Source organism: Sutcliffiella horikoshii (assembly GCF_020524325.1).
Taxonomy (GTDB): Bacteria; Bacillota; Bacilli; order Bacillales; family Bacillaceae_I; genus Sutcliffiella_A; species Sutcliffiella_A horikoshii_D.
In genome coordinates, this window is record NZ_JAIVKY010000001.1 from 172832 (window position 1) to 194978 (window position 22147).

Annotated in this window: 28 protein-coding genes; 7 read left to right on the forward strand and 21 right to left on the reverse strand. The window is 40.6% G+C overall.

All coding sequences use genetic code 11. From position 1 onward, the window contains the following. From LC091_RS00940 to LC091_RS00970, 7 genes are all read right to left on the reverse strand, one after another. On the reverse strand, positions 1 to 450 hold the full coding sequence (locus LC091_RS00940; protein ID WP_226679850.1) for a hypothetical protein: 450 nt from the start codon (positions 448 to 450) through the stop codon (positions 1 to 3). After that, complete coding sequence (locus LC091_RS00945; RefSeq protein WP_226679851.1) at positions 428 to 928, reverse strand: GNAT family N-acetyltransferase; 501 nt, start codon at positions 926 to 928, stop codon at positions 428 to 430. Before LC091_RS00945 ends, LC091_RS00940 begins: the two co-directional genes overlap by 23 nt. Then, positions 925 to 1704 (reverse strand): aminoglycoside adenylyltransferase domain-containing protein, encoded by a 780-nt coding sequence (locus LC091_RS00950; RefSeq protein ID WP_226679852.1) that lies wholly within the window; start codon positions 1702 to 1704, stop codon positions 925 to 927. Before LC091_RS00950 ends, LC091_RS00945 begins: the two co-directional genes overlap by 4 nt. A gap of 1 nt (position 1705) precedes the next feature. After that, positions 1706 to 2326: a signal peptidase I gene (gene lepB, locus LC091_RS00955; protein ID WP_226679853.1), complete on the reverse strand. Its 621-nt coding sequence runs from the start codon at positions 2324 to 2326 to the stop codon at positions 1706 to 1708. Between the two features lie 87 nt (positions 2327 to 2413). Then, entirely contained in the window at positions 2414 to 3076 is a 663-nt protein-coding gene (locus tag LC091_RS00960; protein WP_226679854.1) for an HAD family hydrolase, read from the reverse strand. A gap of 483 nt (positions 3077 to 3559) precedes the next feature. Next, entirely contained in the window at positions 3560 to 3808 is a 249-nt protein-coding gene (locus LC091_RS00965) for a DUF2552 family protein (protein ID WP_010194233.1), read from the reverse strand. Beyond that, the gene (locus tag LC091_RS00970) at positions 3805 to 4140 is read right to left on the reverse strand and encodes an iron-sulfur cluster biosynthesis family protein (RefSeq protein ID WP_226679855.1); all 336 of its coding nucleotides are present in this window, start codon (positions 4138 to 4140) and stop codon (positions 3805 to 3807) included. The genes LC091_RS00965 and LC091_RS00970 overlap by 4 nt, the downstream gene beginning before the upstream one ends. A 166-nt stretch (positions 4141 to 4306) precedes the next feature. Here LC091_RS00970 and LC091_RS00975 point away from each other — a divergent pair, with 166 nt between their 5' ends. Next, positions 4307 to 4519 (forward strand): CDGSH iron-sulfur domain-containing protein, encoded by a 213-nt coding sequence (locus tag LC091_RS00975; RefSeq protein WP_063560517.1) that lies wholly within the window; start codon positions 4307 to 4309, stop codon positions 4517 to 4519. Positions 4520 to 4590: 71 nt separating this feature from the next. On the opposite strand, the gene LC091_RS00980 is transcribed toward LC091_RS00975, so the two are convergent. Next, positions 4591 to 5208: an HAD family hydrolase gene (locus LC091_RS00980; RefSeq protein WP_226679856.1), complete on the reverse strand. Its 618-nt coding sequence runs from the start codon at positions 5206 to 5208 to the stop codon at positions 4591 to 4593. 121 nt (positions 5209 to 5329) lie between these two features. On the opposite strand from LC091_RS00980, the gene LC091_RS00985 reads away from it, so the two are divergent. Beyond that, entirely contained in the window at positions 5330 to 5845 is a 516-nt protein-coding gene (locus tag LC091_RS00985) for a hypothetical protein (RefSeq protein ID WP_226679857.1), read from the forward strand. A gap of 102 nt (positions 5846 to 5947) precedes the next feature. Here LC091_RS00985 and LC091_RS00990 read toward each other — a convergent pair whose 3' ends face one another. Next, the gene (locus tag LC091_RS00990; RefSeq protein ID WP_226679858.1) at positions 5948 to 6775 is read right to left on the reverse strand and encodes an SPL family radical SAM protein; all 828 of its coding nucleotides are present in this window, start codon (positions 6773 to 6775) and stop codon (positions 5948 to 5950) included. 98 nt (positions 6776 to 6873) lie between these two features. Between LC091_RS00990 and LC091_RS00995 the strand changes: the two genes are divergently transcribed. Further along, a complete protein-coding gene (locus LC091_RS00995) occupies positions 6874 to 7113 on the forward strand; it encodes an HPr family phosphocarrier protein (protein WP_226679859.1) in 240 nt (79 codons plus the stop codon). A 272-nt stretch (positions 7114 to 7385) separates the two neighbouring features. On the opposite strand, the gene LC091_RS01000 is transcribed toward LC091_RS00995, so the two are convergent. Together LC091_RS01000 and LC091_RS01005 are read right to left on the reverse strand one after the other, a co-directional pair. Then, positions 7386 to 7709 carry a YolD-like family protein gene (locus LC091_RS01000; protein WP_226679860.1) on the reverse strand — a complete coding sequence of 108 codons (324 nt, stop codon included), beginning with the start codon at positions 7707 to 7709 and terminating at the stop codon, positions 7386 to 7388. 42 nt (positions 7710 to 7751) lie between these two features. Next, positions 7752 to 9008, reverse strand: coding sequence for a Y-family DNA polymerase (locus LC091_RS01005; protein ID WP_226679911.1), 1257 nt, complete (start codon positions 9006 to 9008; stop codon positions 7752 to 7754). A 184-nt stretch (positions 9009 to 9192) separates the two neighbouring features. On the opposite strand from LC091_RS01005, the gene LC091_RS01010 reads away from it, so the two are divergent. Both LC091_RS01010 and LC091_RS01015 read left to right on the forward strand, forming a co-directional pair. Further along, positions 9193 to 9390, forward strand: coding sequence for a YqzH family protein (locus LC091_RS01010; RefSeq protein WP_226679861.1), 198 nt, complete (start codon positions 9193 to 9195; stop codon positions 9388 to 9390). A gap of 81 nt (positions 9391 to 9471) precedes the next feature. Beyond that, positions 9472 to 9987, forward strand: coding sequence for a hypothetical protein (locus tag LC091_RS01015; RefSeq protein WP_226679862.1), 516 nt, complete (start codon positions 9472 to 9474; stop codon positions 9985 to 9987). Here LC091_RS01015 and LC091_RS01020 read toward each other — a convergent pair. The 4 genes from LC091_RS01020 to LC091_RS01035 all read right to left on the reverse strand — a co-directional run bounded on the left by LC091_RS01020 (position 9963) and on the right by LC091_RS01035 (position 13431). Continuing rightward, entirely contained in the window at positions 9963 to 10721 is a 759-nt protein-coding gene (locus LC091_RS01020) for an ankyrin repeat domain-containing protein (protein ID WP_226679863.1), read from the reverse strand. The genes LC091_RS01015 and LC091_RS01020 overlap by 25 nt on opposite strands. A 277-nt stretch (positions 10722 to 10998) precedes the next feature. Further along, complete coding sequence (locus tag LC091_RS01025) at positions 10999 to 11607, reverse strand: DUF3221 domain-containing protein (RefSeq protein WP_226679864.1); 609 nt, start codon at positions 11605 to 11607, stop codon at positions 10999 to 11001. A 51-nt stretch (positions 11608 to 11658) separates the two neighbouring features. Beyond that, the gene (locus tag LC091_RS01030) at positions 11659 to 12450 is read right to left on the reverse strand and encodes an SDR family NAD(P)-dependent oxidoreductase (protein WP_226679865.1); all 792 of its coding nucleotides are present in this window, start codon (positions 12448 to 12450) and stop codon (positions 11659 to 11661) included. Positions 12451 to 12453: 3 nt separating this feature from the next. Beyond that, complete coding sequence (locus LC091_RS01035; RefSeq protein WP_226679866.1) at positions 12454 to 13431, reverse strand: MBL fold metallo-hydrolase; 978 nt, start codon at positions 13429 to 13431, stop codon at positions 12454 to 12456. Positions 13432 to 13989: 558 nt separating this feature from the next. Here LC091_RS01035 and proC point away from each other — a divergent pair. Further along, positions 13990 to 14829: a pyrroline-5-carboxylate reductase gene (gene proC, locus LC091_RS01040; RefSeq protein WP_226679867.1), complete on the forward strand. Its 840-nt coding sequence runs from the start codon at positions 13990 to 13992 to the stop codon at positions 14827 to 14829. A 73-nt stretch (positions 14830 to 14902) separates the two neighbouring features. Here the strand turns inward: proC and LC091_RS01045 are convergent, their stop codons facing one another. The 3 genes from LC091_RS01045 to LC091_RS01055 all read right to left on the reverse strand — a co-directional run bounded on the left by LC091_RS01045 (position 14903) and on the right by LC091_RS01055 (position 18108). After that, entirely contained in the window at positions 14903 to 15478 is a 576-nt protein-coding gene (locus tag LC091_RS01045) for a hypothetical protein (RefSeq protein ID WP_226679868.1), read from the reverse strand. 45 nt (positions 15479 to 15523) lie between these two features. Continuing rightward, entirely contained in the window at positions 15524 to 16036 is a 513-nt protein-coding gene (locus LC091_RS01050) for an NUDIX hydrolase (protein WP_226679869.1), read from the reverse strand. Between the two features lie 470 nt (positions 16037 to 16506). After that, complete coding sequence (locus tag LC091_RS01055; RefSeq protein WP_226679870.1) at positions 16507 to 18108, reverse strand: M20/M25/M40 family metallo-hydrolase; 1602 nt, start codon at positions 18106 to 18108, stop codon at positions 16507 to 16509. 138 nt (positions 18109 to 18246) lie between these two features. Here LC091_RS01055 and namA point away from each other — a divergent pair, with 138 nt between their 5' ends. Further along, positions 18247 to 19263, forward strand: a complete 1017-nt coding sequence (gene namA, locus LC091_RS01060) for an NADPH dehydrogenase NamA (protein WP_226679871.1) — start codon at positions 18247 to 18249, stop codon at positions 19261 to 19263. Positions 19264 to 19713: 450 nt separating this feature from the next. Here namA and LC091_RS01065 read toward each other — a convergent pair whose 3' ends face one another. From LC091_RS01065 to LC091_RS01075, 3 genes are all read right to left on the reverse strand, one after another. Continuing rightward, positions 19714 to 20166, reverse strand: coding sequence for a hypothetical protein (locus LC091_RS01065; RefSeq protein ID WP_226679872.1), 453 nt, complete (start codon positions 20164 to 20166; stop codon positions 19714 to 19716). A 133-nt stretch (positions 20167 to 20299) separates the two neighbouring features. Beyond that, complete coding sequence (locus tag LC091_RS01070; protein WP_226679873.1) at positions 20300 to 20830, reverse strand: hypothetical protein; 531 nt, start codon at positions 20828 to 20830, stop codon at positions 20300 to 20302. A 324-nt stretch (positions 20831 to 21154) separates the two neighbouring features. Beyond that, positions 21155 to 22096 (reverse strand): hypothetical protein, encoded by a 942-nt coding sequence (locus LC091_RS01075; protein WP_226679874.1) that lies wholly within the window; start codon positions 22094 to 22096, stop codon positions 21155 to 21157. Between the last annotated feature and the right edge of the window lie 51 nt (positions 22097 to 22147).

Below are 22147 nucleotides of genomic sequence, written 5' to 3' on the forward strand. Positions count from 1 at the left end.
TTATTCGCCTCCTTTGAGATCGTTTATTATGGTTGCAATTTGTTCCGTCAGTGTTACTTGGCTGCTAATAATCCAAACCAAAAATGCAATTAATACAATTGAATAGAATGTTACGTACCTTTTCCAGTTATTTTCAGGTCTAAATGGCTTATAAGCGTTTTTGAATAACAACAAAAAAAAGACCAAGCAAAATACATAGGTCACGTTCCAATAAGCATCTGCTTTGGTTATTAGCTCGATTGCTTTTATTGCTTCATTGGTGGGAGTGCTTATTACTTGATCCTTTGTTAGGTATCCTTTTTCAATGGTCAGTGCTCCATTTTCATGATACTGATACGAATATCCTGTTAAATTGAAGTTGCTCACCGTAGTAAATAGGATGAGGCTAAGGGAAATCAGTATATAAGCAATAAAAAGATGGTTGGTTTTAATATTTGAAATGCGTATCACTCCAAGACTCTAATGATTTAACGAATACCACTCGATCCTGCCCAATTCCGTCATAGTTCTGATGAATGGGTATACCGTCTATCACCATGTCCCCGTCCTTCATGGTAAAACCCATTCTTGTATGAAAGTTAATGGAGGTGGCATTCACAGGCGACGTCACACAACTCACTTCTGAACACCCTTTTTCCTTAACTGCCTGAAAAAAATGTTCATAAAGCATTTTTCCAATATTTTTCTTACGCGTGTTTGGGTTTACTCCCACAAAATGTATGTATGCTTGTTCCGGAATAAATGGAGAAACGAAGCCTATTACAAACCCAATTGTCTCTCCGTTATCTTCTATAATAAAACTCGTGTTTTTAAAATGATGAATGAATAATCGTGGCAGCATGTCGACCATATCCCGCCCGCCCCACCATGTGTTAAGGTTGGTGGATATGCGAAGGAAGTCTTCGTCTTTTATGTTTCTTATATTCATACGGTTGATTCCTTTTCCAATTGACCTATTTCACTTTGTATGTAATCTCGTATACTCGTTAACTCTTCCTTGTGAAATTCCCTTACTCTATTACCTTGATAGCTCTCTATCACTTTTTGTGTGGTCTCCTTGGACTCCTGTGGAAAGGAAGTCAGCCCATATTCCCCTGCTTCTAGTTTGGAAGAAATCACTCCCTCTTTCACATACCAATACACTCTTATCAAATTCAGCACACAATATACCGGATCCGCTTCTACATTTTTTAAGCAATCCTGAAAATCTGCGAGGATAGAAGATAAATAGTGAGTTCGCGGTATGACAGGAAAAATATCATCTATCGGAGGACCTTCCCAGCGGATGCCTCTATGATTGAGTATAGTGATATGAGCTGCCAGATCAGGATCCACTTTATGATTAACGTTAATAGCTTCGTATTGCCCTGTTAACAACTCTGTTTCAAAATTTCTTCTCCACCCTTCACTGAAGTGGAATTCATAGGGACTTGGATGAGTCCAATTTTCAAGTTGCTTCTGTGTTAAGAAACTGACTTCAATCGGATATGGGTCGTTAGAATTGGCAAGCATGAATTTTGCTAGTTTGCATTGCGTAGGGATGTCCAGCGAATTTTTGACTACTACCAGTATGTCTACATCACTTCGATCTGGATTAAAGCCGCCCATCGCCAACGAACCATGGATATAAATGCCGATAAAATTTTCTTCTGTGATAGCTCTGATAGAATTGGTTAATTTGTTGAAGTAGTTTTCCATACTCATATTATTCAACCGTATCTACCCGGTTGAATGGATAATATCTTAAAACCACTTTCCCCATCACGTTTTCTTTCGGTATAGAGCCAATCTCCCGGCTGTCCCTGCTCTCATTACGGTTATCTCCCATAACAAAAACATGTCCCGCTGGAACTGTTACTTCCTCAAATGGAAACAGCATTTCTTCTTGTATGTACTCTTCTACCAGTGCTTCCCCATTCCTATATACGGTTCCTCCGCGATACTCCAACTTGTCGCCCTCTACACCAATCACTCGCTTGATCCAGTAATTGTTTCCTTGGGTTTCATCTAGCAATGCGTTGACTAATGGACTCTCCTTGAAATTATCTGTTAGACTTCTCTCGCGCTCCACCCGACTATCAATGACAACAATATCATTGTACTTTGGGTCAATCCCCACCATGTACCCACTTTTAAAGATTAACACTTTATCTCCATCATCTTTGCTAGTCCAGATATCCTCTCCATCCAACGTCGGTTCCATGGAACTTCCTTTAACGGTAAATGGCTGCACAACTAATGCGCTGACAAGAAAAGCGAAAAAAAGTCCGATTACGCAGGCTTTCCCCCAGCTGAACAATTCTTTTTTAATTTTTTCTGTTTTCATATGTATCACCCTAACAAGCTATTTTGGTTTGTACCTGTCCCAATAATACGATATGGAAGTGGAAAAGGTTCCATTTCCCAATGATTACTACACTGCTTTTTCAACTAATATATTTTTCAACTCTCCAAAACTACTAATCACCAGATCCGCTTGGGTGAGCTCTTCTTCTTGCGCAAAATCAAATCTGCATCCGATTGCCGTCAATCCATTTCCTTTTGCCGCATTAATATCTGATAGTCGGTCCCCTACAACCGCACCATGATGAATGGAATACTTCCTCACGATATCCCCCACAAGCTCTGTCTTATCCAAAGATTCAATTTGGTCGATACTGAACACTTCTGTTACCCACTGCATTAAATCATACTGCTCCACTATCGCCTGTAGGTATGGTGTTTGACCGTTACTTGCAACGTAAAGTTCAATATTTTGTTCCCTCAAATCTCTTAGTACTTCCTGGACTTCTGGATACAGAGCTCCGTTGCCCTTCTTAATGTTGTCTATTAATCTTTCATGAAAAATCTCGTTTGCCGCGTGCCTCACTTCAAGTGAATGGGAAGGTAAAAGTGTTTCCCACACTACCGGCAGGGGAACTCCCATAATTCTTCTATATGTATCAATGGGAGTTGGCTTTTCTTTCTCCCAGACATTCATTTCCACTAACAGCTGGAATGTATCATCCAAAGCCAACTCTAGTATTCTATCTGTTTGAAAAAGTGTTCCGTCCATGTCAAAGATGATTGCTTGCATTGTTATGCTCCTTTATCTTTTGTTTATTTATCTTGTAGAAGGGAGGTATCAAATGTTATGGCTTCAACTACCAACGCAAGTATCCCTTTGTATGTTCGTGATAAGCTCTCTACCTCAATTACTTTTTTCGAATTTTTAGCCCCATTCTGAAAATTATAACTCTAATTATAGAGAAGATTGGGTGAGGTGTAAATAATTGGTTCTATCTCTCCCTAGAATATAGGAAAATTTAATCAATTAGTAACTCTACATCTCTCGCCGACACAAGTTACTGTCCAAAACTCATTGTTTACTGTCGGTTTGGAGTAAAATACTGTCCGAAAATCAAAAATACGATCCAAAGTGAACCATTTACTGTCCAAACTCAACACAATACAAGCCAAACGACACGTAACGACAAATACCCACATCCAAAAGATATTCCCAACACAAAAAAAGCCGAAGAACAATGTTCCCCGACTTTTCCGATTGAACGGTCCAATCTTACCCCAGCACATCCGTAATCCCGTCCATATTTTCCGAGATCCATTCCACTGCTACATCTAAGTTCTCAAACTCCTGAACCTCGAATGTTACTTCATCCTGAAGCAGCCATACATCTTTATCTTCATGATTGATGCCACCAATCGACCAGTGCAACAGGCTGTATGGATGATTATGATTTAGAAATGATGCCCACGTTTTCGATTGGGCCACATTTTTCAATGAGTTGATTTTGCCCCCATTGCTCATTTTGCTCCCTCCACTACTAATAAACTCATGCGTGGATTTAAAATCTGGCTTGGACATTTCAGCATGTAACAGTTTGCACTTTCTACAAAATCAACTGTCATGTCTTCATCAAAAAAGAGAAGCTTTGATTTTTCCATTAATAATGGTCCTATGTTTGTTTCTAACTCTACATCATCTTCGTCTTTTTCCGGTGTGATCCATAGTGCGGAAACACCGCTAACGACGCATCCGCATCCATCTGTATCATATTTTAGCTTCAACCATTTTCCTTCTTGGTTTTCAAGCTTTGCTTTTACTCTTTCTGCTGCTTTCTCTGTAAACGTTACTTTCACGTTTCATGCCTCCAACTGTTTCATTGTTAGCCTGATTGTACCATATATTGCTCATTAGTATAACTAGAAGGCATTTGGAAAGGATGGTAGTGGATAAGTTCTTGTTGTCAAAATGGATAATTGTAGGTACGATACTAATATCTTTATTAGAAGGAGGAGATTACCAATGTCAAAAGTAACAATTAAAGTAATGGATAACGGAGGCTTCCGTGTAACAGGTGATGTAGAGTTAATTGATGCAGAAGGAAACAAGTTTGAGGACAAACCGGCTTTCACTCTTTGCCGCTGTGGACTTTCCAAAAAACTTCCTTATTGTGACGCTTCCCATAAAGGGAATTTTGAGTCCTGTGTTCGGGCTGCCCAAGTATTGAACGATTAATTGGCGCAGCATTAAAATTAAAGCAAAGGAGCTGCATAACCGCGGCTCCTTCTTCTGTTTTTCAACTAAAACTAAAAAATCTCCTTTAAATCATTAAGTGAATGAATGATATAATCATATTCTTCCACTTCCCCAAATCCATAACTAGCGTAAACAAAAGGAATACCCGCTACCTTCGCTGCTTGCTGATCTCCAAGCGTATCCCCTACATAAACGGGGCTCTCAAGTTTATTGCGCTCCATAATTAGTTTTATATTTTCACCTTTTGAAAGTCCTGTTCTACCCGGATTCTCATAGTCAATAAAATGTTTCTCCAATTGGTGGTATTTATAAAAAGCTTCTATGTATCCCTCTTGGCAATTACTCACGATAAAAAGTTTGTATTTTTGAGATAAGCTCTCTAGCACTTCTTCTAACTTTTCGTAGAGCTGACCTCCTTTTTGCTCTAGAAGCACTCTCTCCGCTTCGCAACATTTGTTCGACAATTGAGTACGATACGCTTCGTCTATATCCGGAAAGAGAATCTTTTCTATTTCATGCATTTGAAGCCCCATGGTTGCTTTAAAATCCTCACTTGTTAACTCTTTCTCGATCTTTTCATCATTTTTCAGAATTTCATTCCAAGCCACCAGTACTGTTTCCCGTGAATCCCATAGCGTGCCGTCTAAATCGAAAATAATGCTGTCCATTGGTTGACCTCCTTTGTTTTATTGTTACTATTTTTCTATTGTATCGTATTTTTACATTTTTCTGTGAATAACAGTAACCTTCTTCCAATTTTATCGTCTGTAGAGAAGAGGTGGTTATTAAATGAAACGCATTTACATTATATGGTTGTCGATTTTATTCTTCATTTCCGCTTGCAGTTACGATGAAGATGTTAGTGTTCCAGCCTTGCCTGATGTTAGTTCTCCAGTCATGCCTGCAGATTTTGAATTTAGCCTTACATACGGTACCTATGGCAAACAAAAAGTGGATACTTTTAAAGATATGATAATTAAAGATCTTGTGATAGACGGAACCATAGAAGCTGAGATACCTTTAACAGTCGAAGAGAAAGATCTTATTTATAATGAAATGTTAAAAATAAACATAATGGGAGATTTGGATATTGGTAGGGAGCTTCAGTGTGCAATAGAACCTCCTTCATTCACGTCTTGGCACATCCAAATGAATGGGGAGACGAAGGAGTTTTCATATACTAATTTTTGCGAGTATGATGGAGACGCTAAAAATCTGATGAACCTCGAGAACTATATACATAAATTAGTTGCAGCAAAGAAGGCGTATCAGGAATTACCTGATTTAAATGGCGGGTATGAATAATAACTTACTCTTTCACCAGTAACGGTGGTTTAACAGACAAAATTCGTTCTTATATTTCATCAAAAGCTTAGGACCCTTGTCATCCTAAGCTTTTGAATTCCACTATACTTTAGGCGGGAAGAACCCCTCTGGACTCCGGATGACTTGTTCTTCAGGAAATACTGTTCGCATTACCTCAAAAACCTTCTGCTGCACATTTCCTTCCACCCACTTCGTCTTTTCTCCTGTTTCATATTTCTCATATACACCTAAACGGGCTGTCCGCTTGCCTCCACTTCCGTCCCCTGTAAAATCATCCACACATACTCTATCTACTGTCCCTTTTAGTTTTAAGGCAAATTCTTCGGAAAACGGCAAGGCTGGTGCAATAGCCACTTGGGTTAGAATGCCTTCTTTATGCAATATTTTTAATGCTTTCAGTCTTGCAGGTATTGGTGGAGCTGTGGGTGAGAACCTTTTACGTACCTCTTCTAGATCAGTTTCTATTGTGATGCTTACCATCACGCGGTCTCCCAATTTCTTTAGGAGGTCGATGTCTCTTGTCACCAACGGGCTTCTTGTTTGAACAAAAAGAAAGTCAGGCGGTTCTTCTGCCATTACTTCTAAAAGGGTACGGGTAACCTCTTCCTTTTGTTCTACCGGTTGATAAGGATCCGTGCTGGATGACATAAAAATGCTGATGGGCTGCTCTTTTTTTCTTAAAAGCCGCATTTCTTTAGCAAGCTTTTCTTTTACATCTTTTTTCACATCCACCCAGGTGCCCCATTCTTGTTTGCGAAACAAACCAACCGGGCTTTGTCTCACATAACAATAGGAACACCCAAAGGCGCAGCCGATATAGGGGTTGAGGGTGTGGGTATAGCCTTTCAGAAACCCGCTTGCTTTGGTCAAAAGTTTTTGTGGGGTCTTCTCTGTTACCTCAACTCTCATCCTTTTTCCCTCCTACCATCATATCAATATTTTTCTCTTGTTGTTTCCATCATTTTCTTTATACTTAAAGTATTACAATACAAAAGGGGTAGATACATATGGTACTTACAGTTTTAAAACCTATTTTTGCCGAGTCTGCAAGCAATCTAGTGAATACAATCAGTTCTTATTCTGGAACAGTTTTATTTAAAAAGGAGCATTGGGTAGTGGATGCCAAAAGCTTGCTTGGTGTTTTGGCGCTTGCTCTTCAGCCAGGCCAGGAAGTAGAAGTAACGTCTGATGAAGGCGCAGAAGTATTTGAAGCGATTTTGGCTCTTGGGTATTTCGAAAAAAAATAATAATGGAGCATCCTTCCTCATTTAGTGGGAAGGATGTTTTTGTGTGGCTGTTTTCTTTTTCTAAAACAAATGTTGTTATTGGTTATTTTTACCACTACTTTTCACTGCAGTCACTCGCTTTCCGCGGGGCGGTGCTTGAGTCTCCTCACAACGCTTCAGGGGTCTCAAGTCTACCGCTACCTCCCGCCGGAGTCGAGTGCCTTCCGCTCCAATCCACTCACCTGTATTAAGTTTCTTGAAAGCAAAAAACTTTGTGAAAACAGCCTTATTTATCAGGAAATATCCAAAATATCCTCTACACACAAACAGCCTGCTTCGCCGAATTTATCCACCACATGCAAGCGCCTCTGATAGGCATCAAGATGATGCACCGCTCCTACAAACAAATGGTATCTTCTCTTTTCATAATAGGTAATGGTTACTTCCTTACCCGTTTCCATCGCTTCGCAAAACAGTTCATTCATTTCTTCGAGCCGCTGTTCGTCCAGTTCCGGCTTTGTTTGGTATAAATCCTCTTTGGTCCAATCGCGCAGCATTTTGACATGCTCCGGCAGCATCATGGACGTCCATTTAATGGTTCCCCGATCTCGTATCATCCTTAAACATCCTTTCTTACGTTTCTAGCTATAGCAAATTCTCTATGCCTTATGGCCACCAACCAGCCTGCTTCGGTGCACCGCAGTTCCGGCATTGGTATAGGACACAGCCCGCAATAGCGCATTGGTTCCATATTTTCCACGGATGGTGTCCATTACATAGCCTAGTTCGCGTTTTTTTGGCTGTTCGAGTTCAAACAGGCTCAGTTGCATTTCACTGTCCTCCACGATGTTAGAGAGCGAGACGGCAATTTTACGTACGGTTTTTGGTTCGTAATTTTCCTCGAACAGTTCAAGGCAGGTACGGTATAAGTCCATCGTGACGTTGCTTGCCCGTTCCATTGTTCGGGAGCGATAGAATCCTCCGCCAAGTTCATCGCGGCTATAGCCGATTCCAAGACTGATGGTACGGCCGGCTTTTCGGTGATGCCGTGTTCTTCTGGCGACTTCCTCACAAATTTCCAAGATGACTTGTTTTACTTCTTTTGGATTTGTGTAGTCGCGCATTAAAATCTGACTTTTGCCAAAGCTGATTTGTCCCTGGATAATCGGGGCGCCAAGCTCTGATAGATCAATCCCCCAGGCATGATAGTACAGTTGATTTCCCATCACACCGAACTTTTTCTCCAGCAGCTCGAGGGGATAATTTGCGAGCTGTCCAACATTGAAAATTCCCATTCGATTTAACGTTTTTTGTACTCTGGATCCAATTCCCCACATTTCACTGAGAGGGGAAAGCGGCCAAAGCTTTGTTTTTACATCGTCATAGGTCCACTCTGCTATACCCTTCTTTTTTGCTTCAAGATCTAGGCATAGTTTTGACATGAGCATGTTGGGACCAATTCCGATGGCGCATGGAAGCTGAAATTCTCGCTCCATGTCTTCTTTGATTTTTTCAGCAATCGTGGTGGCATCTCCCCAAAGTGCTTCTACCCCATCGACTTGTAAAAAGCTTTCGTCGACACTATAGGTATGGATGGCGTCCTTTGGTACATATCGATTGAAAAGTCGGGTGATTTCTGTGGAGATGCGCAGATAGGTTGCCATCTTGGGGTTTACAATATGAATGCGTTTGTCGTTTGGAATCTCAAACCGGCGGGAACCTGTCTTAATTCCAAACTCCTTTTTCAGCATGGGAGAAGCTGCAAGTACAACGCTCCCCTGTCGCTCCGTATCCCCAACCACAGCCAAATAGCAGGTGAGCGGATCCAGTCCCATCATCACCGCAGAGCAGCTGGCATAAAAGCTTTTCATATCTACACATAAAATCTTGTTGTTTGGCATCTTGCTGTAATCCATGTCCACGAACCTCTACACCTCACTAAAACAGAAAGTATGTTCGCATTAGTAGTATATACCCAATAATAAGCGAATATACGTTCGGTTTCAATGGTAAATTCCACTACATATTTCGACAATTTCTTTTTTCGTGTACTTGTTAAAGGGGCAAAACCCTTATACTAAAGGGAATGAGGTGAGCAAAATGGAGAGAAATTTAGTGAAAAAAATGATTCGAAATTGCTTTATTCAATATCAGCATGATGTTGAATCTGTTCCGCTTAGAGAGGAAGAGTATGAAAAAATGGCAGAGGAAGTGAGCAGAGCGGTCGCCGCAGATCCCAATTTGAAAGTGTTTGATGTAGTCAATGATGTGGTGTATGAATATTTGAGTAAATGGTAAACGCACATGGCAAAATAATTCATAAATCCGATGTAATTACACAAGATAAAAGAAGAGTTCATCTAGAAAAGGAGCGACATCATGAAGAAAAAGCCTGTGCTTGTATTATGGATAATGGTATTCATCTCCATTCTGACACTCCCTTTTCTTGGGTGGAAGCACTTTAAACGTTTTTTGCCCGGAACCTTATTTATGTCTATATTACTTGCATTAGAAAGCATTGTGGCGGAGAAGTATAATTGGTGGGCCATCTATAAAAAAATCCCGCCCTATTTTGTGAATGAATTTGCATTTATAGTCGGACCGTTTTTTGCTGGGTCCTTTTGGATCTTACGTCTTACATATGGAAGGTTCTATTTGTATTTTCTTTTAAATGCCTTTGTAGATGCTATATTTATGTATCCGGTGTTTACATTTTTAAAAAATATAGGCATATTTGAAATGAAAAAAATGAACCGCCAACAACTTTTTGGCCTTTTTCTAATAAAATCCATATTGATGTATGGTTTCCAAGGTATGTGGGAGAAGTACGTTCGTAAGAGTTCAACTAAAAAACCTGCACAAGAAGGACCTTACCCGATTTCCCCTGCAGAGTGAGCGCCTTTCCCACGAAGCCATTCAAGCAGCTTCGTATCCGCCGTATTGCGAACTGCAGCATCAAGTGGAGTAAGGTGATCATACCCGATCCAATTAAGATCTGCTCCTTGGCTGAAAAGGTACTCTGCCGCCATCAGTTGACCACCATGGCATGCCAACCAAAAAGCTTGAGTAGTTTCGAATGCAGAAGGACGCTGATCATCTTTATAGTACGCTTTCACTTCATCAAGCATCCCCAATCCCGCTGCATTCCAAAGCTTAATCTGTGCTCCATTCTCTACTAGAAGACGGGCTGCATCCCATTGCCCGAATGCTACAGCATCGTCTAATGGTGTTCCTTCTGCGATTACTGCTCCTGTGGCATTTATATCGGCACCTGCATCCAGAAGCACCTGAAGAACTTCCACATCATTACTGCTCGCAGCCCAATGAAGAGGTGTTTCTGTGTGATGACCAGTGAATCTAGCATCCACTGCTGCTCCCGCCTCTACTAATGTACGCACAACTGTTGCTCCGTTTGGAAAGTGACCTGGCCAGTCGGTCGCCACATGAAGCAAGGTGCGTGACACTCCAAACGCGTCAGATTTTTCATCATGATAGCCTTTGGCGATAATTCTTGCCATGGCAAGGTTAGGGTGAGCGGTAAGTAAACGCTCAAGAGCCGGTGCATCACCTGTTTGAATCGCTTTAATGACCTCGATACCTAAATTCTCGTCTTCTAAAATAAAATTCATAAGTACTTTGCCTCCATTTCATGTGTAAGATTGCAAGAAAGTCACGTCGGATAATGCTTACTGTCGGAAACGACCTGTTTACTGTCCGTTTGGAGGTAAATACTGTCGGAAATGTCAAAATACAAGCCAAACTCCCCTATTTACTGTCCAAACTCACGGCAATACATGCAAACCGACAAACTTCGCCAAATCCCGACAAACCGCGCTCGCTAAGGAAACTCTCACTGAACAAAAAAACGCCTTGCACCCATCACACAAGACGTCTCACAAAAGGATATTATTCCTCTTTCACTTCCACCTCAATATCCACGGGCTCGCTGTCATCCAACAGGTTCTTCAAAGTTACCTTATACAAGCCCTCCGCCTGTTCCGTCACGTCCTCAACGTGCCACGGATACCCGGCTTCCACTTCTTCTAATGCTTTAGCAATAGCCTTTTGTTCGAGTTCATCCTGCCCTTCATCTACCACCACTTTTATGGCGCCTGACTGGGCGGGAAAGGATTCTGCCACTATGCCGGAGTTCCAAACAGTCACTTTCATTCCGACCATAAGTTCAGCTACTTCCAGCGACTCACCTGCAGAGTTTTCGACCTTTGTGCTCTCTTCAAGCGTGTACATAGTTGCAGAAGTACCAGAGCCGCCACTGCTAGGGTGTTGACCTGTCACTAAAATACGTATTTGCCCTTCATCAGAAACCGAAACGATATAACCTGTCAGATCTTCAACTGCCTGATCACCAACATCCACCGGTTCTTCATTTGGTGCTTCCTCATTAGAACCTGGCTTGGAACCTGAACTGCTATTGTTGTCGTTGCCACCAGCTGTTCCACAACCGAATAAAAGAAGGAAACAAGCCAGCAATGACATAAATTTTACTGTTTTCATCCTCTTCTCACCTCTTTTTCTATTGGACGAAAGAAGGATAGAAAGGTTACATTATTTTTGTCGAAAAGCCTTGCCTCCGAATTTTTCCACCACACCAGGAAATACTTGATACAGTTTGCTGGCCATGTTCATCCAACCAGGAAGATTAATTTCCCGGGTGCGTGTGAACATCGCATCTGCTATCCGCTTGGCAACGTAATCTGGCTCAAGCATCCACTTATCTACTTTCTGCTTATAGCTTCCAGATGAATCCGCAATGTCAAAAAACTCTGTCCTAATTGGACCGGGGTTAACGGATGTTACAAAAATATTGGTATCATGAAGCTCCATTCGCATGCTGTTAGTAAAGCCGAGAACAGCATGCTTCGTTGCTGCATACACACTCGACTTCGGTGTCGCAATCTTCCCAGCCTGTGAAGCAATATTAATGATATGCCCTTGATTTTGCTCAAGCATGGACGGCAAGACCATTTTTGTACAAGCAATCAAACCATACACATTGACCTCAAACATTCCACTCATATCATCAAGGGAAAGATCCGCAATATCATCAAATTTTCCGTACCCAGCATTGTTTACCAACACATCCACAGCAGGAATCTCGGTCATTAGTCGCTTGAAAGTATGCTCAATGTCCGCCTGTTTACGAACATCCAATTGATAAAAAGGCGCTTCTATTTGATGATTCATCTTTATCTGCGCTGCTACCTGTTCCAACTTATCCAAGGATCGTGCCATTAGTACCGGAGTAGCTCCTCGCTTGGCAACCTCAAGAGCAAGTGCTTTCCCAATTCCACCTGAAGCACCGGTGATTACAATATATTTACCTTGAAGACTAGCCATCGCTTACTTCCCTCCTGCTAAATACGTATATGGCTTGGATGATGCATCTTCTATTATCAAGCCCTTATCAAGAAGATAATCCACCTGACCGATGGTTTCAGAAAGTGTCAGTAGCAGTTGTTTTTCGTAAACAGATTTAAAAAGGTACTGACAGATCTCATAGGCAGTGGCAGGCTGATCTTTGAGGTAGTTTAATACCTTGTTTGCACGTTTATCCTGCTGCTTCAATCGGGTCTTTAATAATTCCGGAACATTTTCAACAATATCTCCGTGCCCTGGCAGCACCCGTTTTATCGGCAAACGTCTTATTTTTTCAATAGAGTGAATGTAATCCAGCATTGCTTTCTTCCGTTCCGTTTCGTCGACATAAGGCGGCTCCACCAACGGATTTGGTGAGATATCCGCTAAAATTAAATCTCCACCGATTAATGTTCCACTCTTCTCATCAAATAACACAAGATGGCTGCTTGCATGTCCTGGTGTTTCCATGATGCGCCAATTTGCCAAGCCGTCCAAGCGATCTCCTTCTCCAATGAAGGAAGTGAGCCCCCTGCGACAAGCGAAACGTAGTGGCTTATCAATGGCATCCAATACAGGATAAAAGCGTTCCTCAACACCCATCTGTTCAAACAAATCTTTATAATAAACCTCATGAGTCGAAAAATAACGATGATCCTGCGTCATCCAAGGATGTGCACGCTTGTGCCCGTAAACAGGGATATTGGATGGAAAATAGTCCAATAAACCAACATGATCAGGGTGATGATGTGTCACTATCACTTGATCAATGTCTAATACCTTCAATCCATGATTGCTCAACTCTCGTTGAAAAATTTCCCAAGCTTCCATCGTTTTCACACCAGCATCCACCAGTGTCACTTTATCGGTAATGATAATGTAAGTATGTACGTCCCCAACCGCAAACGGAGTCGGGATTGTAATTTGTTTGATCTCTTGCTTACAAGAAACGTCGTTCATCATAATCCCCTTTTAATTCGTTTTAGTATGTATATATGTATGTTATGTACAATAAAATTATAACGAAATAATAGACCTATAATGGTAATTGAATAACCATTCAATTATAGAATGCACTAAATAAGGAAAAAAAGAAAGGGGTATTCCTGAATAACTAATAAAATTTCCCAGTTCATTTTTTTGAAATAACGTCAACTGCAATATAGGATTTTTGATTCAGCTTTCTCCAAAAAAATAAACAATCGTGACAAATATCCCCTTGACTTTCCCCTCCTTCCGATGGATAATGTATAAAATTACAAATGATAACGTGACGAATGGGACCAGTAAAATGCTGCAAGATGAAAAGAGATGGAGGTTCACTGGCTGAAAGGCCTCCACATCCCCTGCACTTTTGAACCTACCCAGGAACAATCAGGTAAACCTGATCGCCTTCCCACGATACGGGAATTAAAGCTGGGTTCAACTAACCAATTAAGGTGGTACCGCGGATAAGACCTATCCGTCCTTTTCTATAGGACAGATAGGTCTTTTTTCTATTCTAAAAGGAGCGTGTTAACGATGAAGATAGCATTTATTGGTGCCGGTTCCATGGCTGAAGCGATTATGGCCGGACTGTTAAAACAGGAAATCTGTACAAAAGAGAATATAACGGTGACAAATAAACAGGACCAACAACGTCTCGAAAGCCTTAAAAATAAATATGGCGTAACCATTATGGAAAATAAAGAAGCAACCGTAAAAGATGCAGATGTGATTTTCTTAGCCATGAAGCCTAAGGACGCAAAAGACGGAATTCAAGCAATCAAATCATATGTAACCAAAGAGCAACTGATCGTCTCCGTTCTTGCAGGCATCTCAACTGAAATCATCCAAGACCTTTTCAAACAAAAGATGCGCATCATCCGCTCCATGCCAAATACGTCAGCAGCCATTGGTTTATCTGCAACTGCCATTGCAAAAGGTCACTTTGCTACTGCAGAAGACTTAGGGCTAGTACAATCATTGTTCTCAGCAATCGGTCTATGCACCATTGTGGAAGAAGACCAACTTCACGCTGTCACAGGCGTTTCCGGAAGCGGTCCTGCTTATATCTATTACATTGCAGAAGCGATGGAAAAAGCAGCATTGGCTCAAGGTTTGGATGTGGATGTTGCAAAGAAGCTCGTCAGTCAGACCTTGATTGGAGCCGCTCATATGCTGCAAGAAACAGATAAAGATGCAGAAGTCTTAAGAAGAGAAGTAACAAGTCCAGGCGGCACGACTCAACGAGGGATTTCATTGCTAGATGAAGGAAGAGTCTCTGAAGCATTTGAGAGTTGTATTGAAGGAGCGACAGAGCGCTCCAGAGAGATGGGAGAGGAAATGGCGGAGAAGATGAAAGAGAAAGCGTCGAAATAAGCCAATGCAAAAACACAGCACTTGGAAAAGGTTTCTTCACCTTTTCCAAGTGCTGTGTTTTAAATTGTCTAATCTAATAACTATCATTCTCAGTTCTAGTTAGAACCGCTGATGACGCATCATAAATTTCTTTATAAATAAATGAACACTCTTCTTTATCAGAACAATCATTGTAGATATACTCTATAGTTAATGATGGACTTCTAGTTCCGCTCATGTTCCCCGCATTAATGTTAGAATGATATGGCTCTGAATAATATGCCCGTTTTAGTGCAATATCACGTTCTGTAGTGGATTGTAATCGTTCAAAGCTCTTAGCCACATGCTCGTCCCACCCCTCAGGGAAAACCCGTTCTTTTATAATGGAATTAGAGATTTGAGCATGTACCATCATCACACCTAATAACACCAAATATGCCGAGCAAATATAAAGAATTAATCGAAGAGGCTTCCAATGGACGGACTTGTTTCGAAAAGTATGTAAAGCATTCCAAATAGGAATAAGTATCCACATTAATAAAGGAAGGCCAAAAAAAGAACCGATTATGGTGACTTGGCCGTATGTATCTAATGGGTGAGCAGGATTAAAGATAATAAAAATAAAGTAATATATCCAAATATATATGTTGGCTTTAAACCACAATGACAACTCATTTCCTATAAATCGCACTTTAAATCCTTAACCTTATAAAATTTATCGATTGCCTCCACATACACTCCCCATTTCCAAACAATCCTCTAAAACCCCCTGATACACTTTATTCCACCCTCCATAATAATTCGATACCTCTGACGGCTTAATAAATAGCCTTTCCGTAGATTCATGTTCTGCTCTAAAACTATGAAACTTCGTGATATCCATTCTATAAAAAACCTGATATCCAACTTTCGGATAAGGACTATCCTCGTTCCAGTTTGGATTATTATGATGATCGACCACTATGGAGCCAAGCAAACGGCAATCTCCTTCCACATATCCCTCCTCCATTGCTTCTCTTTGAAAACACATTTCTGGAGTTTCATTAAGTTCGATATGCCCACCAGGAAAATCCCATCCTCTATCTCTGAGGTTGACCAGCATCAACTTATCCTCATGAAAGCAATAGCCGTGAGCGCTGGTGATCAGATTTCTTGGCGGAAATTGAGACTGCTTTTCCCAAGTTAATTGAACGATTGACTGGCCCCAAGTTACTTGAATAGATGTCATGTGCATCATACTCCTGTCGTTTAAACTATATTAATATTAACATAATTAACCAATAAGTAATGGTTCTTACACAAAAAAGCTTGTCACCAAGGTCTTTACCGGCGATGAGGACTTCTCTACTCCTTTTTCTCATCACTGAGGTCTTCATCACGTCCATGAGAACCCCTCTTCTTCTTTTTCCTCGTCACTGAGGTCTTCATCACGTCTATGAGAACCTCTCTCCTCCTTTTTCCTCGTCACTCACGTCTTCATCACGTCCATGAGGACCTCTCTTCTCCTTTTTCCTCGTCACTCACGTCTTCATCACGTCCATGAGGACCTCTCTTCTCCTTTTTTCTTGTCACTCACGTCTTCATCACATCCATGAGGACCTCTCTTCTCCTTTTTTCTTGTCACTCACGTCTTCATCACTACCTAAACAAAAAAAGCCTGTCCAGAAAGCCAAGACTCTCCAAACAGACTTATAGCAACTATAAATTCTTCACAAAATCAGCCAATATCGGCGGAAACTCCTCAAAAGAGAACTTAACATTCAGCCTTTCCGTCCATTGATGAGGGTCCTTCCCTACCGGCCCAAGATTGAACACAGGCATCTGCAATGCTTCCATCTCTGCAAAAGGTAACGAGTAAGTCGCCCCATACACTGGAATATTATATGGAAGTCGATCTTTTGCAGAAAAGTCCCCCTTGCCAATGAAACTCAAATCACATAAGCCCGAAAAATAGCGCTGCTCGTTGAATTCAACATCTGCCTCCACTTTCCATTTCTGAATAAACTCTCGAGCAGAATCCAATAATTCCTTATTATCCGTCGCTACCGCCGGATAGTATGGAGGTGCAAAAAACAAAATAATCATCGGCCCCAAGTCCTTACAAAGCGATGCAACTTCTTCTACAACTTTAATAGACTGCTCCCTTTCATCTAAATGTAAGTTGGAGACAATCATAGAAGAAATTCTCATGTCCATTTCCTGATCCCCATGAATGGCTTTTGCTTTTTCCAGAAGCTCTTCATAGGTATAAACCGATACGTCCACAGGCATTTCAGTAAAAGACGTGAACTGTTTAAACTGTTCTGCTTTACCTTTGCAAAATTCATTGATATTCTTTGCAGCCTGCTTTGCGATACGAAGAAAATCCGCCTCCCAATCCGTCAACGACTTTTCCATAAATAAAACATTATATAATGTCACCGCGGTGTGAGGGATTTGCACGGAATATTCCATTTTTAAATCCTTTTGAATCAAACTAGTAGGAGGTGGTGTCACTTCTGCACCTACCTGTTCACATAAATCTGTGTTCCATTCCATCAGTTTCTGTATCTCAGAAACCATTAAATTTGCGTTGAGGCCAGCCAAGGGCTCGCCAACATGCGTTTCTTTTCCGTAGCAGAAAAAGCCCGGCAATAATTTACCGATTGCACCTGTATAAAGATAAAGGTTGTTATCACCAGGATATTTTTGAAACATTGGTTCCGAATTGACGCAAGCCTTATAAGTCAAATCATGCTTGGAAGCCATATCAGCCAGAGCGGGCAATGCCTGAAGCATACCTTGAGAGTTTACTTCTTCATCCGGGACTGCCAGTAGCAGCAGGTTTACATCCCATTTCTCATCAATCGCTTTTTCCAGAAGAGAGATTTGAAGAGCTAGTCCTGCTTTCATATCCATGACTCCTCTACCAAACAACCAATCTCCTGATAATAGGTGTTCCTTTGCTTCAGCAGGAAGCGCATCAGCATTATTCTCTAGTTCCCGCGTCAACTCAATTGGTTGGAAGGCCAGATCCTTTAGAAAACCATAATCCTCTACTCCTACCACATCAAAATGACTGACAAGTACAATCGTTTCTTTCTTCTCCGACTGTTTCACTAAAGCGGTTACAAAAGAACGGCCATCCTCCATACGATGAAGCTCCAAATTCCCAGGGTTCTCTTGGAAATAATCCAGATGATTCAGTTGATAATAAATAAAGGAAGCTAAGCGCTTCTCTTCCCCGGATAATGTCACACTTCCGTGCTGGACAAGGGATACAAGTAGATTTGTCATCTGCTCTTTCGTTTGCCAGTGCATCTCCCATCCTCCTCTAGATAGTAGTATTTTGCTCCTATCATACTACTATTTTCAAGAATTGAACACCTATCTTTTGGTGTGAACAAAAACGTTTGATATAATATTTTAGGAACTCGAAATATATAGGAGGAATCATTTATGAAATCAGCATTATTTTCCCCATATACAGTAAAAGGCGTAACACTTAAAAATAGGATTGTCATGTCCCCAATGTGCATGTATTCCAGTCATAATGAAGACGGGCATGTTCAAGATTGGCATATGACTCACTATGTATCACGCGCAGTCGGCCAAGTAGGGCTGATCATGGTGGAAGCAACAGCGGTCCAGCCACAAGGACGCATTTCTCCACAAGACCTTGGAATTTGGAACGACGAACATATTCAAGGCTTCCAAGAATTAAATAAACAAATCAAGGTCCATGGATCCAAAACTGCCATCCAGCTTGCTCATGCAGGAAGAAAGGCAATGGTAGACGGAGACATCTATGCACCAACCGCGTTGGCATTTAACGAAAAAATGAAAACTCCTGTGGAAATGTCTACAGAGGATATAAAAGAAACAATCGCTGCGTTTGTGGAAGGAGCCAAGCGTTCCAAGGAAGCAGGATTTGATATTATAGAACTACATGGTGCTCATGGATATTTAATCAATGAATTCCTATCACCTCTTACGAACAAACGTAAAGATGAATACGGTGGAAGTACAGAAAATCGCTACCGCTTCCTTCGTGACATCATTGATGGCGTAAATGAAGTATGGGATGGACCATTATTTGTTCGTGTATCAGCTAATGACTACCACCCTGAGGGATTAACTGCAGAAGACTATGTAACCTATGCTAGATGGATGAAAGAGCAAGGAGTGGATCTAGTGGATGTCAGCTCAGGTGCGGTGGTGCCGGCAGCGATTGATGTGTACCCTGGCTACCAGGTTGGTTTTGCAGAAACGATCAAGTCCGGTGCAGACATTGATACTGGTGCGGTTGGACTAATCACTTCTGGTTTGCAGGCGGAAGAAATCTTAAGAAATAACCGTGCAGACTTAATCTTCGTTGCAAGGGAACTATTGCGTGACCCTTACTGGCCAAGAACAGCGGCGAAACAACTCGGGGTTGAAATTGAATCTCCAAAACAATATGACCGCTCTTGGTAATAGAAGCGCCCACTCTTAGGATAATGGGTTTACCTGTGAGCTGTAAATAACCAAATCATAGGGTAAATCATCAAAAGGGCTTAGAGGTTCTCCTTCTAAGCCTTTTCTTTTGTTCAATGTTCCACCAGAGCTCCAAATTGCGGCATAAGTAAAAAACTAATTTATGGGTTATCTCCTGTAAGCCACGCAAATAGATATCCGATAAATACAATGATTAAGAAAAGTAGTATCTTAGTTACCTTTATAATTTTATTAATAAATAAATTGAGCTTGGATTGTTTTTTAAATTTTGCAATTTCTAAAGAGATAAGACAATTTATTAGTGATAAAAAAGTAATCATTATTGACAACCTCCAAGGGAGTCTATTACTTACTTCACATTCAATAACTATTGCCCAAAACTTATTTGAGGGACAAACCGCTTCTAGATTGTTGAATTCTAAATCTCTTTTAATTTGGGGTAATTAAACCGTATCTGCTTTTTTTACCCATCCACGAACTAACATCACGCCACTTAAGATTCTTTGAAGAAATCCAGCTATTAGCACCCTGAGTAAAATTATTTGGTTCCCAATCATAATCATCAGCCCAATAAAAATAACCTTCGTGTAAAATAAGTTTTGCTTCATAAATGACTGGGTCATAGTTAATCGGACTGGGAACGATATGAAATTGAGTTACCCCTTCAAAAAGTAATTCAATTGCAGAAGGATTATCATATTGTCTTTGGAAGAGGATTCGTACATTAGTATCAAGGTCTGTTGACATGCCCATAAATAAATTTTCATCTACATAGCTCTCAGTCCACATATATAATTCCTTTAAGCAACTATCATGGAAACCACCAAATGTTTCTAACAATTTTTCAATATCCTGCCTATGTTTCAGTTCTTTCCATTCCATAATTACCTCCATTAATTAATTATTTCCTCTTCCATTAAACTACCTATTCCTAAGTAATACGAGATAAGCTTTGGTGCAATCGGCCCTAGTTTATGGGACAACATAAACTCAATGGGCTATTAAGATTTTTGTGTCAATTTTGGGCACTCCATTCTTTCAGGAGTGAATCTAAGTCATCCCCGTGTATTTCTTCGGCAGTCTTTCCATCTAATGAATAACCCCAACCATTAACGCCTTCACCGACAGGGTATGAAGTACCTCCAATTACCTCATCATTGTAGATAAACACCCTTACTTCAACTTTCCCAGTAAAACCTTCCTGATGTCCATCCATTTCACTTAAAGGGTGATTTTTCACGACAAATACTTCCTGGACTATCTCTTTTCCTATATATGATTCAGGAGAAACAGTTTGAACAGCCCATATTGAATTGTGTGGCATATCCCCTAGTTCTACTCTGGTAAAAGAGTAAACCTGGTTACCTTCGTAAGATTCTATATCATAACCTTTGTCTAAAAGATATTGCTTCGCCAACTCACCGTCAGAATCCATATCATAACCTTTGTCTAAAAGATATTGCTTCGTCAACTCATCGTCAGAATCCATTTGGGGTCCACAGCCAACAAGAAAAAAGATAACAGCAAGAAATACTATTCGCTTCATATTTATTCCCCCTTTAAGAGTTAGACGAATACCAAAATAATTAAGTTTCTGATATTCTATTATCCTGCCCGATTATTAACTAGTAAAAATTGTCTACGATATCTATATATTAACATTTTTTTCTAGCGACCTGCGTTATAACCTCTAAAAATGGTATGTGATTTCATAATAGTTAATAGAAACAAATACTCATTTGACAGTTGGTATTACAAAAAAAACGCACTGTGAATTTCTTTGAGAAACACAGTGCGTTTTGCATGGGTATTACTTGTCTAAACCTCTGAAACAAACCAGTTACTATGGCCGTTTTCCTTTCCTTTGTTACTAGTTTGAAGATTCAAGAAGGTTTTTCTTTTCTTCTTTAACTGAACGCAACTCTTCTTCCATTTGATCTCGCTGGCCTTTCAAGCTTCCAAGCAACCTAGAAACTCTTCCGATAATCTGAGAGGTTTGATTATAGCTTTCCGTAATTTTTCCGTGCACCATCCAATCAACAATCAGCCCGTCAAAGAAGTAATCAGCAAAAGTCAGCATCCCTCCCACTTCAATCGTGGAATCAAAGTGATGCTTGATATCAAGTAACTCATCTTGAAAAACTCGTAGCTTATTTTGAGCTTGATGAATATGCGCCTTGGCCTCATCCAAGCGGCTATGTTTCATCGCAGTGGAAACCATTCCCCCGCCGAACATATCAAACGTGGACCAGCCTTTTGCAGAATCTAAGGAAGATAACGCCCGCTCCAAAGCATGCAATGCCAATTGACCGGCATCAATTGCCTCATCGTATTCATTCAGGTTCGTTTGCAGGTCTGCTTCTTTATCCGCTAAATCAAATAATTTTACACTCCATACTGAGTTAGAGTCGTGAATTAGTCTTTCCTTTTCCCGAATAATTTTCTCGTATCTAATAGGTGAGTTAACAACGGGTGCTAATAGCGTTTGAAACTCTGCTAGCTCCTTCTCTACATCGTCAATCGTCTCAACCGCTTCCGTATACTTCAATTTTGCTGCAAGTACTTCCTTTTGTTCTTGATCAAGCTTTTCCAACTTTTTACCGGTCATGGAGTAGAAAATACTTGTTAAAGAAAAACGTTCGAGTCGAGCTACATCCTCTTCTTCTTTTTCCAACAGTGTCTTTAACTGACTTCTTTTACGCTTTTCTTCTGTCAAATATGTATTCAACCTTTCAATATGCTCTTCGTACTTTGCTTTCTTACGCAGGTTGTCTTTAACTTCTAATAACTCTTGGTTTAAATCTGTGAACAAACTATTTCCCCCTTTTTTTCTTCCTAATACATTTACGGATGGAAATAGTTT

Bases quoted from the DNA above. Each gene is read 5' to 3' on its own strand.
- LC091_RS01035 (WP_226679866.1), bottom strand. From the start codon at position 13,431: ATGATGAACGACGTTTCTTGTAAGCAAGAGATCAAACAAATTACAATC.
- LC091_RS00960 (WP_226679854.1), bottom strand. From the start codon at position 3,076: ATGCAAGCAATCATCTTTGACATGGACGGAACACTTTTTCAAACAGAT.
- LC091_RS00995 (WP_226679859.1), top strand. From the start codon at position 6,874: ATGGTACTTACAGTTTTAAAACCTATTTTTGCCGAGTCTGCAAGCAAT.
- LC091_RS00990 (WP_226679858.1), bottom strand. From the start codon at position 6,775: ATGAGAGTTGAGGTAACAGAGAAGACCCCACAAAAACTTTTGACCAAA.
- LC091_RS01065 (WP_226679872.1), bottom strand. From the start codon at position 20,166: ATGGAATGGAAAGAACTGAAACATAGGCAGGATATTGAAAAATTGTTA.
- LC091_RS01050 (WP_226679869.1), bottom strand. From the start codon at position 16,036: ATGACATCTATTCAAGTAACTTGGGGCCAGTCAATCGTTCAATTAACT.
- LC091_RS00950 (WP_226679852.1), bottom strand. From the start codon at position 1,704: ATGAGTATGGAAAACTACTTCAACAAATTAACCAATTCTATCAGAGCT.
- LC091_RS01015 (WP_226679862.1), top strand. From the start codon at position 9,472: ATGAAGAAAAAGCCTGTGCTTGTATTATGGATAATGGTATTCATCTCC.
- LC091_RS01025 (WP_226679864.1), bottom strand. From the start codon at position 11,607: ATGAAAACAGTAAAATTTATGTCATTGCTGGCTTGTTTCCTTCTTTTA.
- LC091_RS00985 (WP_226679857.1), top strand. From the start codon at position 5,330: ATGAAACGCATTTACATTATATGGTTGTCGATTTTATTCTTCATTTCC.
- proC (WP_226679867.1), top strand. From the start codon at position 13,990: ATGAAGATAGCATTTATTGGTGCCGGTTCCATGGCTGAAGCGATTATG.
- LC091_RS01000 (WP_226679860.1), bottom strand. From the start codon at position 7,709: ATGATACGAGATCGGGGAACCATTAAATGGACGTCCATGATGCTGCCG.
- LC091_RS01055 (WP_226679870.1), bottom strand. From the start codon at position 18,108: ATGCACTGGCAAACGAAAGAGCAGATGACAAATCTACTTGTATCCCTT.
- LC091_RS01010 (WP_226679861.1), top strand. From the start codon at position 9,193: ATGGAGAGAAATTTAGTGAAAAAAATGATTCGAAATTGCTTTATTCAA.
- LC091_RS00980 (WP_226679856.1), bottom strand. From the start codon at position 5,208: ATGGACAGCATTATTTTCGATTTAGACGGCACGCTATGGGATTCACGG.
- namA (WP_226679871.1), top strand. From the start codon at position 18,247: ATGAAATCAGCATTATTTTCCCCATATACAGTAAAAGGCGTAACACTT.
- LC091_RS01005 (WP_226679911.1), bottom strand. From the start codon at position 9,008: ATGGATTACAGCAAGATGCCAAACAACAAGATTTTATGTGTAGATATG.
- LC091_RS00975 (WP_063560517.1), top strand. From the start codon at position 4,307: ATGTCAAAAGTAACAATTAAAGTAATGGATAACGGAGGCTTCCGTGTA.
- LC091_RS00945 (WP_226679851.1), bottom strand. From the start codon at position 928: ATGAATATAAGAAACATAAAAGACGAAGACTTCCTTCGCATATCCACC.
- LC091_RS01020 (WP_226679863.1), bottom strand. From the start codon at position 10,721: ATGAATTTTATTTTAGAAGACGAGAATTTAGGTATCGAGGTCATTAAA.
- LC091_RS01030 (WP_226679865.1), bottom strand. From the start codon at position 12,450: ATGGCTAGTCTTCAAGGTAAATATATTGTAATCACCGGTGCTTCAGGT.
- LC091_RS00965 (WP_010194233.1), bottom strand. From the start codon at position 3,808: ATGAGCAATGGGGGCAAAATCAACTCATTGAAAAATGTGGCCCAATCG.
- LC091_RS01070 (WP_226679873.1), bottom strand. From the start codon at position 20,830: ATGAAGCGAATAGTATTTCTTGCTGTTATCTTTTTTCTTGTTGGCTGT.
- lepB (WP_226679853.1), bottom strand. From the start codon at position 2,326: ATGAAAACAGAAAAAATTAAAAAAGAATTGTTCAGCTGGGGGAAAGCC.